24 protein-coding genes are annotated in these 18,239 nt (G+C 48.6%); 20 read left to right on the top strand and 4 right to left on the bottom strand.

Annotated elements, in window-relative coordinates:
• Positions 1 to 73: 73 nt before the first annotated feature.
• The 9 genes from BM124_RS07530 (at position 74) to BM124_RS07500 (ending at position 6,998) form a co-directional block, all read left to right on the top strand.
• The gene (locus BM124_RS07530) at positions 74 to 1,384 is read left to right on the top strand and encodes a Na+/H+ antiporter family protein (protein ID WP_342028610.1); all 1,311 of its coding nucleotides are present in this window, start codon (positions 74 to 76) and stop codon (positions 1,382 to 1,384) included.
• Positions 1,385 to 1,481: 97 nt separating this feature from the next.
• Positions 1,482 to 2,780, top strand: coding sequence for a lysine N(6)-hydroxylase/L-ornithine N(5)-oxygenase family protein (locus BM124_RS07525; protein WP_093336491.1), 1,299 nt, complete (start codon positions 1,482 to 1,484; stop codon positions 2,778 to 2,780).
• 36 nt (positions 2,781 to 2,816) lie between these two features.
• A complete protein-coding gene (locus tag BM124_RS07520) occupies positions 2,817 to 3,422 on the top strand; it encodes a ribonuclease H1 domain-containing protein (RefSeq protein ID WP_093336490.1) in 606 nt (201 codons plus the stop codon).
• Between the two features lie 82 nt (positions 3,423 to 3,504).
• Complete coding sequence (locus BM124_RS07515) at positions 3,505 to 4,017, top strand: type 1 glutamine amidotransferase domain-containing protein (RefSeq protein ID WP_093336488.1); 513 nt, start codon at positions 3,505 to 3,507, stop codon at positions 4,015 to 4,017.
• Between the two features lie 183 nt (positions 4,018 to 4,200).
• Complete coding sequence (locus tag BM124_RS18865; protein ID WP_170841028.1) at positions 4,201 to 4,371, top strand: hypothetical protein; 171 nt, start codon at positions 4,201 to 4,203, stop codon at positions 4,369 to 4,371.
• Positions 4,372 to 4,445: 74 nt separating this feature from the next.
• On the top strand, positions 4,446 to 4,979 hold the full coding sequence (msrA, locus tag BM124_RS18860; protein WP_244504273.1) for a peptide-methionine (S)-S-oxide reductase MsrA: 534 nt from the start codon (positions 4,446 to 4,448) through the stop codon (positions 4,977 to 4,979).
• Positions 4,979 to 5,410, top strand: a complete 432-nt coding sequence (msrB, locus tag BM124_RS18855; protein WP_170841026.1) for a peptide-methionine (R)-S-oxide reductase MsrB — start codon at positions 4,979 to 4,981, stop codon at positions 5,408 to 5,410. Before msrA ends, msrB begins: the two co-directional genes overlap by 1 nt.
• Before the next feature lie 118 nt (positions 5,411 to 5,528).
• A complete protein-coding gene (locus BM124_RS07505) occupies positions 5,529 to 5,963 on the top strand; it encodes a ferritin-like domain-containing protein (RefSeq protein ID WP_093336487.1) in 435 nt (144 codons plus the stop codon).
• Between the two features lie 165 nt (positions 5,964 to 6,128).
• Positions 6,129 to 6,998 carry an alpha/beta hydrolase gene (locus tag BM124_RS07500; RefSeq protein WP_093336485.1) on the top strand — a complete coding sequence of 290 codons (870 nt, stop codon included), beginning with the start codon at positions 6,129 to 6,131 and terminating at the stop codon, positions 6,996 to 6,998.
• A gap of 100 nt (positions 6,999 to 7,098) precedes the next feature.
• Here BM124_RS07500 and BM124_RS07495 read toward each other — a convergent pair whose 3' ends face one another.
• Positions 7,099 to 7,263 (bottom strand): FbpB family small basic protein, encoded by a 165-nt coding sequence (locus BM124_RS07495; protein ID WP_093336483.1) that lies wholly within the window; start codon positions 7,261 to 7,263, stop codon positions 7,099 to 7,101.
• 273 nt (positions 7,264 to 7,536) lie between these two features.
• Between BM124_RS07495 and BM124_RS07490 the strand changes: the two genes are divergently transcribed.
• Positions 7,537 to 7,965 carry a hypothetical protein gene (locus tag BM124_RS07490; RefSeq protein WP_093336481.1) on the top strand — a complete coding sequence of 143 codons (429 nt, stop codon included), beginning with the start codon at positions 7,537 to 7,539 and terminating at the stop codon, positions 7,963 to 7,965.
• On the opposite strand, the gene BM124_RS18525 is transcribed toward BM124_RS07490, so the two are convergent.
• Positions 7,962 to 8,330 (bottom strand): hypothetical protein, encoded by a 369-nt coding sequence (locus tag BM124_RS18525; protein WP_139217084.1) that lies wholly within the window; start codon positions 8,328 to 8,330, stop codon positions 7,962 to 7,964. The genes BM124_RS07490 and BM124_RS18525 overlap by 4 nt on opposite strands.
• A gap of 113 nt (positions 8,331 to 8,443) precedes the next feature.
• On the opposite strand from BM124_RS18525, the gene BM124_RS07480 reads away from it, so the two are divergent.
• From BM124_RS07480 to BM124_RS07455, 6 genes are all read left to right on the top strand, one after another.
• Positions 8,444 to 9,244 carry a VLRF1 family aeRF1-type release factor gene (locus BM124_RS07480; protein ID WP_093336478.1) on the top strand — a complete coding sequence of 267 codons (801 nt, stop codon included), beginning with the start codon at positions 8,444 to 8,446 and terminating at the stop codon, positions 9,242 to 9,244.
• 173 nt (positions 9,245 to 9,417) lie between these two features.
• Positions 9,418 to 9,804 (top strand): OsmC family protein, encoded by a 387-nt coding sequence (locus BM124_RS07475; protein WP_093336476.1) that lies wholly within the window; start codon positions 9,418 to 9,420, stop codon positions 9,802 to 9,804.
• 50 nt (positions 9,805 to 9,854) lie between these two features.
• Entirely contained in the window at positions 9,855 to 11,216 is a 1,362-nt protein-coding gene (locus BM124_RS07470; RefSeq protein WP_093336475.1) for an MATE family efflux transporter, read from the top strand.
• 5 nt (positions 11,217 to 11,221) lie between these two features.
• Positions 11,222 to 11,425, top strand: a complete 204-nt coding sequence (locus BM124_RS07465; RefSeq protein WP_093336473.1) for a hypothetical protein — start codon at positions 11,222 to 11,224, stop codon at positions 11,423 to 11,425.
• Positions 11,426 to 11,427: 2 nt separating this feature from the next.
• Positions 11,428 to 12,027, top strand: coding sequence for a histidine phosphatase family protein (locus BM124_RS07460; protein WP_093336472.1), 600 nt, complete (start codon positions 11,428 to 11,430; stop codon positions 12,025 to 12,027).
• Between the two features lie 107 nt (positions 12,028 to 12,134).
• Positions 12,135 to 12,449 carry a hypothetical protein gene (locus BM124_RS07455; RefSeq protein WP_139217082.1) on the top strand — a complete coding sequence of 105 codons (315 nt, stop codon included), beginning with the start codon at positions 12,135 to 12,137 and terminating at the stop codon, positions 12,447 to 12,449.
• A gap of 309 nt (positions 12,450 to 12,758) precedes the next feature.
• On the opposite strand, the gene BM124_RS07450 is transcribed toward BM124_RS07455, so the two are convergent.
• Positions 12,759 to 14,300, bottom strand: coding sequence for an AbgT family transporter (locus BM124_RS07450; protein ID WP_093336469.1), 1,542 nt, complete (start codon positions 14,298 to 14,300; stop codon positions 12,759 to 12,761).
• Positions 14,301 to 14,442: 142 nt separating this feature from the next.
• On the opposite strand from BM124_RS07450, the gene pdaA reads away from it, so the two are divergent.
• Positions 14,443 to 15,228, top strand: a complete 786-nt coding sequence (gene pdaA / locus BM124_RS07445; protein ID WP_093336467.1) for a delta-lactam-biosynthetic de-N-acetylase — start codon at positions 14,443 to 14,445, stop codon at positions 15,226 to 15,228.
• Between the two features lie 76 nt (positions 15,229 to 15,304).
• Here the strand turns inward: pdaA and BM124_RS07440 are convergent, their stop codons facing one another.
• Positions 15,305 to 15,655, bottom strand: a complete 351-nt coding sequence (locus tag BM124_RS07440) for a hypothetical protein (protein ID WP_093336466.1) — start codon at positions 15,653 to 15,655, stop codon at positions 15,305 to 15,307.
• A 122-nt stretch (positions 15,656 to 15,777) separates the two neighbouring features.
• Between BM124_RS07440 and BM124_RS07435 the strand changes: the two genes are divergently transcribed.
• From BM124_RS07435 to BM124_RS07425, 3 genes are read left to right on the top strand one after another with little or no spacing between them, the layout of a single operon-like run.
• Positions 15,778 to 16,650 (top strand): DNA-3-methyladenine glycosylase family protein, encoded by an 873-nt coding sequence (locus tag BM124_RS07435; RefSeq protein ID WP_244504272.1) that lies wholly within the window; start codon positions 15,778 to 15,780, stop codon positions 16,648 to 16,650.
• 60 nt (positions 16,651 to 16,710) lie between these two features.
• A complete protein-coding gene (locus BM124_RS07430; protein WP_093336464.1) occupies positions 16,711 to 16,917 on the top strand; it encodes a zinc ribbon domain-containing protein in 207 nt (68 codons plus the stop codon).
• Positions 16,918 to 16,944: 27 nt separating this feature from the next.
• A complete protein-coding gene (locus BM124_RS07425; protein WP_139217081.1) occupies positions 16,945 to 18,168 on the top strand; it encodes a PucR family transcriptional regulator in 1,224 nt (407 codons plus the stop codon).
• The last annotated feature ends 71 nt before the right edge of the window (positions 18,169 to 18,239 follow it).

Genomic DNA, 18,239 nt, shown 5'->3' with positions numbered 1-18,239 from the left:
ATTGCATCAACGTTTGCTTCCCCTTATACTTTATTCTGGCAGATAGCTGAAGAAGTAAAGGGGTCTTTTTAATATGATGATTGTTTTAATTTCCGTGGGGATGATGATCGTACTCAGCCTGCTGCGGGTGAATGTGGTTCTCGCTATTCTCTCAGCAGGCATAACCGCAGGATTGATGGCCGGCTTAAGCCCCAACGATGCAATGACAATGCTTTTGAATGGTATGGGAGATCAGGCGGAAACGGCCATGAGCTATATTCTGCTCGGTATTTTTGCGGTAATGATCGGGTATTCGGGTATTACGGGAGTGCTGGTCAGAACACTGCTCCGTTTTCTTAGAGGAAAGCGCGGGTTTCTGATTATGGCGATTGCCGCTGTGGCGTGTTTGTCGCAGAACGTTATTCCGGTTCATATTGCATTTATTCCTATTTTAATTCCTCCGATGCTGCACGTGTTTGATGACATGAAAATAGACCGGCGTGCCGTAGCCTCGGCGCTTACGTTCGGATTGAAAGCACCGTATATGGTTATTCCGGCTGGTTTTGGCCTGCAGTTTCATCAAACGATAGCAGAAGGGATGGCGGCAGCAGGTATGAATGTTCCAAAAGGGGAGATTTGGCAGGCGATGGTCATTCCGGGGCTGGGTATGGCTGTCGGTCTTCTTACGGCGGTTTTTATTTCATACCGCAAACCGCGGGAACCGAATCCACAAACGAGTGCCGCTGCCGATTCGTCTGACCTGGAAGAAACACCGGAACCATCGTTTGGTTTGAAACATATGTTCACTATTATCGCTGTTTTGGGCGCTTTAATTGTACAGCTAGTCATGGGCGGCTCTCTCATTTACGGCGCTCTTACCGGCATTATTCTCTTATTTGTATTCCAGGTGGTTCCCTTCCGCTACGGCGATGAGCTGGCGGGAGACGGTATCAAGCTGATGGGGATGATTGGATTTGTCATGCTGACGGCTTCCGGGTTCGCCAACGTCCTTGAAGAGACGGGAGCAGTCGATAATCTGGTAGAAAAAGCAGTAGACGCGGCAGGAGGCGCGGGTCTCGTAACCTCCGCCGTTATGCTGCTTGCCGGCCTTGTTGTCACGATGGGGATAGGCACATCGTTTGGTACGATTCCCATTTTGGCCGCTCTGTTTGTACCGTTTTGTCTGAGCGTCGGCTATTCTCCCCTTGCAACGGCGGCTTTGATTGGAACAGCCGGCGCGATGGGGGACGCCGGGTCTCCGGCATCCGACAGCACGCTCGGCCCGACATCTGGACTGAACGCAGACGGACGGCATCACCATATTTGGGAAACGTGCGTCCCGACTTTTCTCCATTACAATATTCCACTCTTTTTGTTCGGTATTCTCGCTGCCGCCGTGCTCTAACGAATCGGCGCGTCCTTTTCTTTCAAAAAGAAGTATTCCATGGCGGAAAAAGAGGGTATAACAAGGAATAGATTACTGATGGAAAGGAAGAAAAAACATGGCAGGCAGCAATAAATACGATATCATCGGGGTCGGTATCGGTCCCTTTAATCTCGGTATGGCAGCCCTCACAGAGCCTCTCGATGACGTGCAGGCTCTTTTTTTCGAGCAGCACCCCTCATTTGAATGGCATCCGGGTATGCTGCTTGAAGGCACCGTACTGAATTCGCCGTTTCTCGCCGATCTCGTTACGTTCGCCGATCCGACGAGTCCGTACAGCATCATCAACTATCTACATAAGAAAAACCGCTTGTACCAGTTCTTTTTTTATAAAGACCTTCACATTCCAAGAAGAGAATATGATGCGTACGGCAAATGGGTGGCCGCGCAGCTCGATTCGCTGCGGTTCAGCTGTCGGGTGGAAGATGTACGGGAGGAGGAAGGCTGTTATCAGGTGAGTGTGCGGGATACGAAAACGAGTGACACCTACACGTATTATGCCCGTCATGTGGTGGTGGGCACGGGCAGTACCCCGCAGCTGCCTCCGGCTGTAAACCCGCGGGCGCATGACCATGTCTATCACAGCAGCGAGTACGCGATGCGTAAAGCGGCATTGAAACATACTGATACCATTACAGTAGTCGGTTCGGGACAGAGCGCGGCTGAAATTTTTCATGATCTGCTGCAGGACCAGAAACATTACGGGTATCATCTAACGTGGCTGACGAGGTCACCGGAGTTCTTCCAGTCTGAATCGGCGAAACTGGCCCGCGAAGTATTTTCGCCCGATTATGTATCCTATTTCCGCACCCTTGATTATGAAACAAGACTCGACGCCCTGCCGGAACTTGATAAAGGTCGGAAAGGCATTGAACAGAAAACGTTAATGAACATTTATGAACTTCTTTATCACCGGGCAGTGGAGCGCGAAGATCCGCGCGTTACCCTGCAGCCGATGACAGAGGTAACCGGGATGGAGAAAAGGGACGGCAGGTATGAATTGACGTGCCGGCAGTGGCAGAAAGAAGCGACTTTTGCCCACCGGACGGACAAGGCGGTGTTTGCGACCGGTTATACTCCGAATGTGCCGCAGTGGATCTATGATTTTGGCTCTCAGATAAAATGGGAAGATGACAAACGATACCAGGTCAGTGATACGTACCGTCTTGTTTTTCATGACGACCGCCGTCATCATATTTACGTACTGACGAATCTGGATCATTCCCACGGCACAGCCGCAACCAACCTTGCTCTATCTGTTATGAGAAACCAGACGATTATCAATGATATCTGCGGGTACGAAGTATATCCCGTGCAGCAGGACACGATTTTTCAACGTTTTTACGAAGAGTCATGATAAAACATGGAGAGGGGAAGAAAGGGGACAAACGAAATGGCGGCAAAAAAGAAGTATTACGTTGTGTGGAAAGGAAGAAACCCCGGTATCTATGATAACTGGCAGGAGTGCGAGAAACAGGTGAAAGGTTTTGCGGGAGCGTCCTTTAAATCGTTCCGCTCGAAAGCAGAAGCTGAGCAGGCCTTCCAAAACGGCGGTGCCGCAGCAAAAGTATCTGCTGACAAAGAGAAATCTTCGTACATAGAAGAAAGCATTTCCGTCGATGTCGGTTCGCACGGCAACCCCGGTTTTGTGGAATACAAAGGTGTCTACACAAAGACCGGGGACGTCGTTTTTGCACATCCGGGGATTAACAAAGGGACGAATAATCTAGGTGAATTTCTGGCGGTCGTGGACGCTCTGAAGTACGTAAAGGAAAACAACAGTGACATGCCGGTCTATTCCGACTCCGATACAGCCATTCTCTGGGTGAAGAAAAACAAGGCGAATTCGAGCCTCGCCCGCACGCAGGAGACGGAGGAAATCTGGAGACTTGTCGGGGAGGCCGAGGAGTGGCTCCGACAGAACAAGCCTTCGAACCGTATTTTAAAATGGAACACGAAAGCCTGGGGCGAAATCAAAGCCGATTATGGAAGAAAATAACGGCACTATGTTTAACCGATAAAGGACCAGGGTATATTACGAATCGTACAATGATTTCATGAAAACAGGGAGGTAGTTACGTATGAGTAAAAACATCGCTGTATTGATGACAGATATGTTTGAGGATTCCGAGTTTACTAGCCCGAAAGAGGCGCTTGAAAGCGAAGGGCACAGCCTTACCGTAATTGAAAAAGAAAAGGGAAAAACCATACAGGGAAAACAAAAAGAAGCAGATGTCACCGTGGATGCTTCCATCGATGACGTGAAGCCGTCCGATTTTGACGCTCTGCTTGTTCCGGGAGGATTCTCCCCGGACATGCTCCGCGCGGACGACCGATTTGTGTCGTTTGCGAAATATTTCATGGATGAAGACAAGCCGGTGTTTGCGGTATGCCACGGCCCGCAGCTGCTGATTACCGCCAAAGCACTCGAAGGACGGGACGCGACCGGCTTTGCTTCCATTCAGACCGACATGGAATATGCCAAAGCCAACGTCTACGACCAGGAAGTTGTCGTCTGCAATAATCTCGTCACAAGCAGAACACCGGACGATCTCCCGGCATTCAACCGCGAATCACTCAAACAACTGCAATAAACAATGAAAAAGGGGTCTGTATCAAAAGGTACAGCCCCTTTTCTTTACCCTGTGGCAGAAGCGGAAAAAGTTTTACGGGGTGTCGGTCATCGACGCGTGGACACTATCATCAAAAAATAAGCACGCAGCGTCCACGGATTACCGTTTTGGGGACACTACGCCGCTGAAATCAGAAGTTAGTGGATGCCGGCAGACATCAATGGACACTGGCTGCAGGCGGGAGAGTCTTGGTGTCCACGGACACTGCTTCCGTGGATACTATGTATGCTGCCGGCAGGTGTAGTGTCCACGGGGAATCGTACCGGTCTGAAACGCAAACAACAGCAGATGCCTCCGGATGACAGTCTTTTTTAAGCTAAGCACTTCGGGAGTACTGCAGAAGTATAAGTGGTATAATGAAGAATAGAGAAAGGAAAGGAGGCGGTCCTTTGAGTACGGAAACGAAGCTTGCTACATTTGCCGGGGGATGTTTCTGGTGCATGGTCGGGCCGTTTGAAGAACTCGACGGCGTTCATTCCATCACCTCGGGTTACACCGGCGGACATACAGAAAACCCGACATACGAAGAAGTATGCTCGGACACAACCGGCCATGTGGAAGCGGTGCAGATGGAATATGATCCACAGAAGACGAGCTACGATACACTGCTCCGTACGTTTTGGAGGCAGATTGACCCAACGGATAACGGCGGACAGTTCAATGACCGGGGGGAGTCGTATCAGACGGCGGTGTTCTATCACGATGAAGAGCAGAAGCAGAAAGCGGAGCAGTCCAGAAAAGAACTGGATGAAAACGGCCCGTTTCAATCCCCTGTCGTGACACCGGTCCTTCCGGCATCCACCTTTTATAAAGCCGAAGAACATCATCAGGATTACCACCACAAAAATAAAATGCACTACCAGCTCTATAAGAGAGGTTCGGGTCGTGCAGGATTCATACAAACGTACTGGGGGGATCAATAGTGTCGGAAAACCAGGAAGACCTGAAAAAAAGACTAACACCTATTCAATTTGAAGTGACACAGAAAAACGGAACGGAACGGCCGTTCCAGAACGAATACTGGGATCTGATGGACGAAGGCCTTTACGTTGATATTATTAACGGGGAGCCGCTTTTCTCTTCCAAAGAAAAATTCGCCTCAGACTGCGGATGGCCGAGTTTCACCAAGCCGCTGAAAGAAGAAAAAGTCGTAGAACACCTCGATACAACGATGGGAATGCGGCGGACGGAAGTAAGAACGAAAAACTCCGACTCCCATCTTGGCCACGTGTTTCCCGACGGTCCGCTTCCGGAAGGACTGCGCTACTGCATGAACTCCGCAGCTCTGCGGTTCATTCCGAAAGAAAGACTGGAAGAAGAAGGATACGGGGAATACCGTGAGCTTTTTGACTGAACCGCCCGGACGCTAAAATAGAGGTTTAGGCCGCATACGGACCGGGAACACTTAAGAATGCAGCACGGCACATGATAGATCAACATTATCTAGTTACACCAGTAAAGGAGGCATCATCATGGATAATCAAACACAGGAATTAATTGATGGATTAAATGAAGACCTTGCCAATGAGTATGCATCAATGATCATGTACAATAACTATGCCGCTGTGGTATCCGGCATGTTCCGTCAGGTACTGAAACCGTTTTTCGAAGGGGAAGTAACCGACGAACAGACACATGCCCTGTATCTTGCGGAAAAGATTAAAACACTCGGCGGCGACCCTGTAACGAAACCAGCTGACATCAAACAGACGGATAATGTAAAGGAAATGCTGGAAGCAGCCCGCAAAGCGGAAGAAGATACCATTGGACGCTACAAGCAGCGTACCAAACAGGCAGAAGCACTCGGTCTGATTGAGCTGCAGAACAGAATCGAGGATTTTATCACAGACGAAACCGGCCACATGGAAGAGCTGGAACGTCTGCTAGCCGATCCAAGACTCCAGTAATATACACCGCGAAGGGCTGTCCGGCAGACGGACGGCTCTTTTTTTACGGATTTTTTAAAACTGGAAGAGCAGGTTCACGCTGTGTTATGATTATCCTTCCGGAGAAAACAGGGAAGAATGAAGACAAAAGCATGGCTAAGTAATGTGTAGAAAGGAAAAAGAACTATGGATTACACCCTGGATATATCCTCGTACAGAGATCGGTATAATCTGCCTTTTGAGCAGGTGAAGCACATACCGTCCTATATTCCGTTTCGGGATTATTATTTGTTTTATCAACTGTTCCGCCAGCCCCATGATGCCCCGGTTGTCCTGTTTCTGCATGGTTTATTTGATCATGCCGGTGTTCATGGAGACGGCATCCGTTTTTTAACCGAAAGCGGTTATCATGTGGCGGCGTTTGACCTGCCCGGTCACGGCCGGTCGGGAGGGCCGAAGCAAAAAGAAGAAGTGTTTGATGAATATAGAGAAGCCCTGTCCGCTGTACTTTCCAGGCTGTATCAAGAAGGAACCAAAAAGCTGCATGGGATCGGGCACAGTACGGGAGGAGCCGTTCTTGCCGACTACCTGTTAAGTGCCGGCTACGGTGAAATGTTTCAGAATGTAGTGCTCGTGTCCCCGTTGATCCGCTCGAATCAATGGCACTTGTCGAAAATGGCCGTGCCGCTTGTGTCCCTGCTTCAAAAGGAGCTGCCCCGCAAGTTCCGGATGAGCACAGGCGCGGAGGCTTTTATGAAACAATTGAAAAATGACCCACTCGAAGGAGATACGATTCCACTGTCATGGGTGCACTCGATGTTTGAGTGGGAACGCGATATCATGAAAAAGAGACCTTCTCAAAAACCGATATCGATTCTGCAGGGTACGAAAGATCAGACGCTGGAGTGGAAACACAATCTAAAAGCCTACGCAGCATTGTTTCCCCGCTCCGAACGGATTCTTATTCATGGAGCCCGCCACCACCTGCTGAATGAACAGAAAGCACAAAAACAAATGACATACCACCTGATTGATGACAGGCTAAAGAGAAGCTGAACAAACAGCGGCACTACAGTCTCCATAGAAGCAGATGTCACAATAAAGAGAGCCCTCACGATGGTGGTAAAGGCTCTCTCCCGCGTTTTTTGTACTCTTTTTATTGAACCCGTTTCGTGCCGTCCTGGTTTTCCACGTACACTTCTTTTGCTTTTTTCTCATCCAGCTTTTTTTCTATCTCGTTTATAGCTGATGGATCTCTCAGTAATTCCTGTTTGTTTTCAGCGATTAAATCTTCCATTGAAGAGCGCATCGGTTTTCTCATACTGCACCATCCTTTATTTTTTTTCTCTCTCCTATCATTTCCATTATAACGAATACAGAAACATATGAAATGAAGAAAATGTTACTTTTTTTTGAATACTTTTAATTTACGTAAATTGAAGGGCTGACAGGTTGAAAACATGGGCATAATCTATATAATAGAAGGAAGACCCTATCCTTCGACATGAATGTTGAAGAATATTTTTTATTGATTCGTGGTAAGTACATACTAATACGTAAATGACAAGGGTTACTTGGAAAGGTGGATAAATTTATGCAGCAGACAAAAAACAACATATCCAGCAAGGGATGGACGATCGGTCTGATAACCGGAGGAGCCGCAGCGGCCGCAGTTCTTGCTTTCAACAAACGTACACGAACTTCCATTGTAAGCGGTACGAAACAGACGGCTTCCACCGTGAATTACGTCAGTTCGTTTCTGTCACAAAACCGGGAAGAGATTATTACGAAGGTAAAAGGGGCGTCAAATGAGCTGTCCCACCTTCTGCAGTCCGCCTCCGGAGATGTGCAGGATATCGTCGACCGTGCCGGGCATCTAAAGGAAACAGCGGTATCTGCCAAAAATCATGCGGAACAGACCGCGCAGGAAATTAAAGGACTGAATCAGGAAGACGCTGAACAAAAGCAGATCGAACAGGCGGAAAACGTAGAAAAACTGCCAGGCGCAGACGAACGCTCTTAATACAAAGGAGCTGTATCAAAAGGTGCAGCTCCATTTCTGTAATATAGAAAATTCACCCTAGGCAGAAGCGGAAGGCGGCGACGCCAGCGGGAAGAGCAGCAGCCGAAGATCCCATCAAACGGCGGTTTTACCGTTTGATGTAGCTGAGGCGCTGCCCGCGGCAAGCGTCCGCCTGCAGCGGATGCCTTAACGTTTAATGGCTTTTGATACAGTCCCTTTGTATCCAATGAAATGGGGCTGCGGAAAGTGGATTGATTGATAAACCCGGAGAATCGATCGATAAAAATAAAAAGTTTCCCATATTCGATGCAGAAACAGAAGCATTGATGCAGAAATTCGCTCACATGATGGATAAAGCGGCGCATGTTCTCTGTATATCCTTCTTCTCTTCTGAATTTCCGGTTTACTGCTGGAATGTAAAGGTTATATTAACGATGAGAAAAAATTCAGGATGTTACACGAAGGAGGAGTTGCGTATATGACATTGGCCAACGAATTGAAAACGTATAAGCAGCAGAGTGATGAAACAGGTATCCTCACCATATATTTAAATACAGACTTCGCTGACGGTTCACAACACGGCGGCGAATGGAAAATCCGCCTGAAAAACGGGCTTAAGCATTTGAAAGAGTATATAGAAACAGACGGTACCAAAGAAGAGGAGAAAGCCTTCAAAAAACTGGCCGAACAAGCCAACCAGCATATCTATGACCACCAGAAGGACCTTCAGAAAGGATTTGTTTTCATGGCGTCGTCGGATGGAGATTTCCATGTCGAAAAAATCCTCCAGGTTCCGGTCGAGACCGCCTTTCACTGGGAAACCTATCCGGTTTTGGATCAGCTTGAAGAACTGCAGGCGGAATTCCCGGCTGTCGGCATTCTGCTCGTCCAAAAAAGCGATGTTGTGCTGATTGATGCGGCACTTGGCGAAATACGTGATGAGAAACAATTCAGCTGGGAAGTGGAACACGAGGACTGGAAGCAGTACAAAGGCAATGCTTCATCAGACCGCACGTCATCCGGTTCGACACAGGTGGATGAACTGCAGAGACGCTTTGAAGAAAACAGACACCGCTGGTACAAGCAGCTTGCCCCGGTGCTGGATAAAGAGGTCAAAGACCGCAATCTGAGAGGCGTTTACCTCGTCGGAAGCAAAGAATCGATTGAAGAAGTGGAAGAACATTTAAACACCACTGTTATTAATAAGGTGACAAAAAACCTTATTTCGAAACCATCCCACGAAATACTGAATACTATTTACGACGAAGAAATTCGGTAACACACACCGCCGGGCCCGCCGCCCGGTTCTTTTATTTTTGGACTTACCGGCCGTGAAGCAGATTCAATGGAAATCAGGGGTGTATCTGATACGATGAAAAAGACATCGAGAGGTGCCTCATGATACACTCAGGGAGCCTGAGATTTATTGTTGTGAAGAAGGAGCGTTATACCATGAATTTTGAAATGAAAGAACAAGGTTTTCAAACGGAGACAGAATACGGTACCCTGCAGGCCGCTTCAGATGAGACGTACGGTTTCCGGCCGTTTCAGCTGCTTGTGTCTTCGGTAGCCGTGTGCAGCGGAGGAGTCCTGCGAAAAATCATGGAGAAACGGCGTCAGACCGTTCACGATATCCAGATTCAAACCGAAGTAACAAGAAGCGGCGAAGGAGCCGATGAAATTCAGAGCATTCATCTTCATTTTATCGTGAAGGCCGATAATATAAATGAAACGAAGATGGAGAAAAACATGGAGTGGACCCGCAAACACTGTTCCATGGTGCAGTCTGTCAAAGACAGCATCGATATTACCGAAACATTTGAAATACAGACCGGCTGATAATAAAACTGCCCAGCAGTACTTTAAGCCGTTACAGGAGAGCGAGAAACATGGCAGGAAACAACAGGCAGTTTGATTTTACAGAAGGCAGTATTATGCGCAAAATGATTCTTTTTGCGTTTCCTATTTTTATCGGTAATCTGCTTCAGAGTTCCTATCAGATCATTGACAGCTTATGGGTCGGTAATTTACTCGGTTCTACAGCACTTGGGGCTGTATCGATTTCATCGACGGTCGTATTCACGATCCTTTCTTTTGTGATTGGTATCAACAGTGCAACGCTGACGGTGTTGTCCCAGAGGAAAGGAGCAGAAGACGAAGACGGTCTTAAAAGATCGTTGAACGCGTTTGTCTTTGTTCTCGGTACGTTATCAATACTGCTCGGGGTCATCGGCTTTGTCATGGCTCCGCACATATTGACATGGATGGGAACGCCGGAATCGATGATGACAGATGCAGTGAATTACCTCCGCATCAACTTCACGGGAATTCTGTTCTTATTCGGGTATAACTTTATCGGCACCGTTCTCCGTGCGATTGGAGACAGTAAAACCCCGCTTCGCTTTATTATTTTGGCAGTGGTTTTGAACGCGATTCTGGATCCGCTGTTCATTGCCGGATTCGGATGGGGCATGGAAGGTGCAGCATGGGCCACCGTTCTCGCGCAGGGCAGCGCCTTCTTGTTTGGAGTCATCTACTCCATTGTCAAAAAAGGACTGCCGTTCACCGTGCCGAACGTCCCGCCGAAAGCGGAATTCCAGCGGATTTTTAAACTCGGACTGCCATCAGGTGTTTCGATGATGGCGATATCCGGAGGCGTACTCGCCATCATGACGGTCGTGACATCTTTTGGAGAGACGGTTGTATCAGGCTACGGGGCTGCCCAGCGGCTGGACAGTCTGATTATGATGCCGGCGACAACACTCGGCTCCGCCATTACGAGCATGTCCGGACAAAACATTGGTGCCTCGCGCTGGGACAGAGTCGGTGGTATTGCCAAAAGCGGTCTGATCCTCATTTTCAGTGTCGCTCTGACCATCAGTACTCTCGTCTTTTTCGGTGCTGAACTGTTAATGGGAATGTTTGTCGATGACGAGGATACGATTGCCTTCGGTGCTGAATACCTGCGGATTGTTGCGTTCTTTTACCCGTTTCTCGGCATTAACTTTGTGCTGAACGGCATCGTCCGTTCAACGGGTGCTGTCATGCAGGTGCTTGTTCTTAATATCATTTCGTTTTGGGCGCTGCGTTTTCCGCTTGCCTGGCTGTTCTCCTCTATTTACGGCGAAACCGGAATCGGAATCGGCGTCGGGTGCAGCTTTATCGTAAGCTCGGCGATAGCTGCCGCTTACTTCAAGTTTGGAAAGTGGCGCAATATTGATATATTCCAGGATGAAAAACAGAAAGGATAAGAGCGATGAGTACGCCTGTACATCAAAAAAAGAGGCAGATCCAGTATCTGCAGCAGAAAATGACACTGATGCAGGAAATGCTCGGTGAAATGGAAGCAGATGACGATCTGCAGAAAGACGATATCGAACGGATAGAGAAAATACTGCAGGACACTGCAGTGAAACTGCGCCAGTTTAAACAGGACTGGAAGGAAAATGAGGAGAGATAAGGATGGCTGTGTATTTAATCAGACACGGGGAGTCGGAAGGAAACCGCAAAGGAAGAGTGCAGGGGGCCGCGGACTTTGAACTGTCGGCAAAGGGCAGGGAACAGGCCCGTCTGCTCGGGGAATCGATGGCCGATCTGCCGATAGATCAATTCTATACCAGCGATTTAACCCGTGCGCGGGAGACAGCGGCAGGGATAGAAAAATACCAGAAACAGAAAGCGGTCCCGTCCAAGGACTTCCGTGAAATTTACCTCGGTCCGCTGGAGGGACAAACGCGGGAGCAGATTTATGATATGTATCCAAAGGTGAGACAGACGACCATTTTGCGTTCTGGCCTTGAAGGAACAGAGACGGATAACGAAATCACCGTCCGCTGCGAAAAACTGTATCATCTGGTGAAAAGCATCAAAGAAGAGGAAACGGCCGCGATTGTATCGCACGGTGGATTTTTGACTATCTTTTTCATGTACCTGCTTGCCGGGGAAAACTGGGACCAGCTGCACCGTCCATTCCGCATCGATAATACGGGCGTCAGCAAAATCAGCTGGAAAGACAACAGACTCGCCATTCATTACATCAATCAATATCATCATTTAAAGTAAAAAAGCCGCGAATCCGGGACAAAACCTCTAAAAGAAGCGAAAAATGCCGAACGATTTTTTAAAATCGTTCGGCATTTTTCGTTGCTGAGACAAACCGCTGCGCCAAAATGCTTCGCTTTCACTCCGGAGTACAAGGGCGACATCGATTCGCCGGAGCTCATCGTGTCTTCTATGCCGTGGCCGCGGTCCTGCCGGATCAGCTGCTTGTCGAAACCGTCGGAACCCGGCCGTTCCAGGTCCCGTCTGCCGGAATCGAAACCGCACCTGAACTGTCCCGCGATGTAATCACGATGCCAGCTCGTATAACGCAGGAAAGGGAAGCAGTTCTGATAGTACAGATGCAGAACAATGCAGGTGTTTGTTTGCTGCGTTCAGGTTGGGGAGACGGACGTTCGCTGGGAATGGGTCCCAAGGCACTTTAGGGGGTGCAGCGCCCCCGTAAACGTCCTTCGGCATGACGCCGGAGCCACTTCAGAGTGTCCGGTGCCCCCTCAAACGTCACTATGAATGATTCCGAAAACACTTTAGAGGGTTTCGAACCCCCGTAAACGTCATTATCCTGTGGAAATACGTCACGGGTACCCTGCTTGCTGCGGGGTACCCGTGACTAGTGCTTTTCTCAGCAGGAGCGAAACACTTTGACTCCGCTGCTATGCAGCTCTTGAACAACGCTGCAGGACATTTGTGTTTTCCTGCGCTTATTTAATTTTTGGCCCAGTTCCGGTCTTTTTTTATCCATCGTAATAAATCGGGGATCCCGGTCCGAGATCGATGCCAAGAAGCATCCATACAATGAGCATGATGGTCCAGATGATGAAGAATCCGATGGAATACGGAAGCATAACGGAAATCAGCGACCCGATACCCATATTTTTGTCATAGCGCTGGGCAAACACAATCACAATCGCAAAGTAGGACATGAGCGGTGTAATGATATTGGTGGTCGAATCCGCGATACGGTAGGCCATCTGTGTCAGTTCCGGGGAAAAGCCCTGATTCATAAGCATTGGAACGAAAACGGGAGCCATGACCGCCCACTTGGCGGAAGAGCTTCCGATAAAGAGGTTGATGAACCCGCTCAGCAGAATGAACGCGATAATCAACGGAATGCCATCCAGTTGAATGGTATCCAGAAAAGCCGATCCTTTTACGCCGAGGATGGTACCAAGGTTCGTTTCCGAAAAATATGCAATAAACTGGCCGGCGGCAAACGCCAAAACGATAAACATTCCCATGGATGCCATCGTTTCGGACAGTTTATTGGCGACATCTTTGTCACTTTTGATGGATTTCGTAATCAAGCCGTACACCAGACCCGGGATGAAGAAAAGAATCAGAATCGTGACAACAAGCGAGCTCATAAACGGTGACTGGACAATTTGTTGGACAATGTCTCCATCTTCCCCTCGCAGCGGCGCGCCTGGAAGAAGAACCAGAAGGGAAAGCAGGCCGGCGGAGATGACAAAAGACACGCTCGCCCACAGCAGTCCTTTTTTCTCTGCAGGCTCAAGCGATGCGGATTCATTCTGCACCTCGCCTGTATACGTACCGAGCCGGGGTTCCACGATTTTGTCATTGATGAATGTTCCCGTGATGGTTAAGAGAACGGTGGAAGCAACCATAAAGAAATAGTTCATGGCGATGTTCATGCCTTCGGCGTATGATGGATCGATCGTAGAAGCAGCCTGTATGGTGAGTTCTCCCAGCAGTGGATCCAGGGCCGATATAAGCAGATTCGCGCTGAATCCAGCCGAAACCCCCGCAAAAGCGGCAGAAAGCCCGGCCAGCGGATGACGTCCGAGAGCGGCGAACAGCATCGCCCCAAGCGGCGGCAGGACAACATAACCGGCGTCTGTTGCAATGTTTGACATAATGCCGGCAAACACAAGACCAGCTGTAAGCAGCTGCTTTGGAATGGATAATACAAAACCTCTCAAAGCGGCACTGATTAAGCCGCTCTGCTCAGCCATCCCGATGCCGATCATAGTTGCCAGTACCATACCGAGCGGGGCAAAGTTTATAAAGTTATCGACCATACTCGTAAATATATACTCAATCCCGCTTCCCGACAACAGGTTCGTGACGGTAAGCATTTCCCCTTCAGCGGAGGGGTCTTCCACCTGGATATTCAGCGGGGCGAGAATGGCGGATAGTACCACAACAAGAAGCGCCAGAATGGCAAACAAAGTAATCGGGTGCGGCAGCTTATTTCCGATGCGCTCCACACCGTCAAGCATGCGCTGCAGCACACTCTTTTTCTTTAAATCATTCATGCATAAAATCCTTTCTAATGATTACATCAGCTACCTATTATATAGACTACAAACAAAATTGAAAATATTTTTGCGCAAAAATGTCACAAAGAAGTATAAAAATGTTGTGATAACAGAACCTAGGGAAAAAAGGAGAATCGGTATGCGGGCTCTCACTGCTGTTTTTGTTCTGTTCTTCTCGTTTTTCTTTCAGTGGGGCATGGCGGATGCCGGAGAAATCTACAGATGGAACTTCAAACCGGCTGAGAACAATGAACCCTCGGACACAGAGCCAAAGTACAAAGAGCTGCTTGCGACATACAATGGATACTTTATCGGAAATCCGGAAAACAAAACGTTGTATCTCACCTTTGACAATGGATATGAAGAAGGTTATACCGAAGATATTCTGGACGTGCTGAAGGAAAAAGACGTGCCCGCTGCTTTCTTTGTGACAGGCCATTATTTAAATTCGGCGCCTGAACTGGTGCAGAGAATGGAAGAAGAAGGCCATATCGTCGGCAATCATTCCTGGAGTCACCCGAGTCTTCCGGAATTGGGAAAAAAGGAACTGAAAGAAGAACTGGAGCGAGTGAACGATAAGTACCAGGAACAGACAGGGGGACAGAAAATGCAGTACCTGCGTCCTCCGCAGGGTACATTCAGTGAGCGGACCCTGGCTGAGACCGAAAAGCTCGGGTACACGAATGTATTCTGGTCGTTTGCGTACGTCGACTGGGAGACCGGCAGCCAGCGCGGCGCGGATCACGCGTACCAGAGCATTATGAAAAGAATTCACCCCGGTGCGGTTATGCTGCTTCACTCCGTTTCCGAGGACAATGCAGATGCACTTGCACGGGTGATCGACGAATGCCGCAGACGGGGATACACGTTCCAGAACCTCGACCACCTTGTACTTGATGCAGACGAACAAATACCCCCGCTTTAATCAATCCCCGGATACAAATCAGTTCCAGAGAACATGACGTCGAAAAAAGGACATGTGCTCTGGAACTTTTTTGTCTTCAAGCTTTCGTTTTTCCAATCTCTGCAGCGACTGTTTCAAGTGTCGGCACGTCATTGACGTCAAACACAATCCACTGTCTGCTTTTTACCACAAGAACGCCGGTTTCTGTGCCGTCCGGCTTATGGATGGGAAAGGCGAGCCGGCTCTGCATCACGTCATCTTCGGAATCGGTGCCTGCATAAGCGGCAAGCAATGTGTCTTCCCCCTCGTAAAAGTAGACCCCGGCCCAGTTGATGTACTCCACTTCCCGGCATAACGTTTCCACGGTTTGTGAAAGCGGCGGAGAAGCAATGGATTGATGAAGGGTGCCGAGAATCCGGATCGTTGCCAGATCTGTGGCTATTGACATTTGTATGTACCCCCTTTATGACAGGAATACTTTTATTCTATCAAACAGCTTCCCTACCCCGGACTAGTAAGTTTAGGAAATAACCGTAAGCATGGTATAATGAAAAGAAAAAAGGAGGCCGGATGATGTGGAACAGAGAAATCAGTCTGCCCCGGAATTACAATGTACCTGTCATGCTTCAGCGTCTTGGCGCTGATCCGCTGCACAACCTCGATGAAAAAGAAGAGACGGTGAAAATTCCCGTCGTACATAATGGTGCAGCAGAAGGCATTACCCTCCGCTTTCATCAGACGGAAGAAGGATATGACGTGAATCTGACAGGAGACGCGGTACCGCCCGATGCAGCTGCTGCACAGGCTGAATCTATTTTTTTATGGAACCGGCCGCTTGAAGAGATTCAAGATCATTTCCAGTCGACGGATCTTGCGCCGTTGTTTGAACGGTTTGCCGGAACGCCGCTCGTCTGTGAATTTGAAACATACGGATGCCTTATGAAAACAATTATCCATCAGCAGCTGAACATGTCGTTTGCCTATACGTTGTCTTCGCGTTTTGTACAGACGTACGGGGAGATGGTGGATGGTGTCTGGTTTTATCCGGAACCGGAACGCATTGCCCGGCTTGAACCGGAAGAACTGAAAAAGCTGCAGTTCAGCCGCAGCAAAGCGGAGTACGTTATTGATACGTCCAGGATGATAGTTGATGGTAAACTTGATCTTGGGGCAATTAAGGAACAGACGGATGAAGAGGTCATGAAGACATTAACCGCCATCCGCGGGGTCGGACCGTGGACGGCTCAGTGCTTTTTACTCTTCGGCCTGGGGCGTGCGGATCTGCTGCCGGCGAAGGACATCGGTATACAAAACGGTCTGAAACACCTTTGGAACAGGGAGAAAAAGCCGTCGGTGAAAGAGATTCAGGAGAAGAGCAAAGCGTGGTCCCCCTATGCCAGCTACGCCGCGCTGTATATTTGGTTAAGCACAGAATTCAGCTGAAACCGCGGAGGAGAACCAACCGTAATTAATAATAAGCATTTATAAAAGGAGACATGATATATGGAACAGCAGGGATGTTTGAAATGCGGCCATGAAGAAGCCGGTACAAAAGAAATTGCCGTATCAGGAACCGGGTTAAGCCGATTTTTTGATGTGCAGAATAATCGTTTTGTCGTTGTATACTGTAAAAACTGCGGCTACTCGGAAATGTATAATGCACAGGTGAGCGGTACATCGAAGGTGCTTGACTTTTTTCTTGGAGGATGAACACTGTAAAAAGGGGGGAGGCGGTTGTTGGATAAACACAACGCTTTGGATCGTACGTTTTCATCGATGGAAGAATTGGCCGACTGCATCAGTGAAATGATGCAGGGACCGGTCACTGTGGAAGACAGCAGCCACCGCCTTCTGGCTTACAGTACCCATGATGATCATACGGATGCGGCCAGAGTATCGACCATCATTGGAAGACGTGTTCCGGAGCATGTCATTAACAAACTGTGGAAAGAAGGCATTTTACCGGCGCTTCATCAGAATGAAGAGCCGGTGCGTATTCCTGAAATCCACGACATAGGTCTTGGAAGAAGGATGGCGGCGCCGGTCAGGAATAACAAAGAGATTCTCGGCTACCTATGGGTGCTCGAAGGCAGTTGTTCGTTGGAAGAGCAGGATACCGAGTTTTTAAAAAAAGCCGCCGCCAAAGCCGTTATACAGCTGCAGCAGGTGCAGACGAGCCATATCGCAATGCAGCAGCACCGCCGTGACTATTTCTGGCGGCTGTTGACCGGTGATGTATCAGAAGAAGAGGAGATTGCTGAACAGCTTTCGGAATGGTTCAACGCTCTTCCGTCCCGCAGCGCCGTTGTTGTACTGGAATCCGGGACTACACTTGATGATTCTCTTTATGACAAAATGATTTATGTGATGGATACGTCCAGAAAAGTGAAAGGCTATTTTTATACGAGAGATCAAAATAGAATCGTATGCCTGGCCGAACCGGTCTATCCTTATTCAGAAGAGGGCATCCATTTGTTTCTGCGGGATTTTCCAGTCATGATGAAGGAGCGGTTTCAGATAGAGGGGATGCAGACCGTGGCAGGAAGTGTGTACCGGAGTCTCTCCCGCATCAAACAAAGTTACGAAGAAGCGCTTCACGTTCTGGAGGTGAACCGGCAGCTGTCCGGAGACCGGTCGTCGTTTCTGCTGTATGAAGAACTCGGTTTTTACCGGTACGCTGATGTGATTCAGAAAAAGAAAAACAGGGACGCAGAGGGCGATCCATCTCTGGCGGCACTTCATGAATATGATGAAGCAAATCGAACCGAACTGTTTGAGAGTCTCCGCGCGTTTTTGCATGTAGATGGCAATATGAAAAAAGCCTCGGAAATGATGCATGTGCATGTGAACACGATGTCCTACCGCATCAGGCGGGTGGAAGACATTATTCAAAAAGACTTAAAAAATGCGTATCACAAGTTGTCGCTGCTGTTGGAAATGACAATGGAAGAAATGAAATAATACGAGCCTGCATTTGTGAAATGTTACAAATCGGCTCGTTTTGTTTTTGGAACCTTCACGATGCGTACCCT

Source organism: Salibacterium halotolerans (assembly GCF_900115625.1).
In the GTDB taxonomy this organism is placed as follows: domain Bacteria; phylum Bacillota; class Bacilli; order Bacillales; family Marinococcaceae; genus Salibacterium; species Salibacterium halotolerans.
Note: the sequence above shows the minus strand (reverse complement) of the source record. Positions and strands in the feature narration are given on the sequence as shown.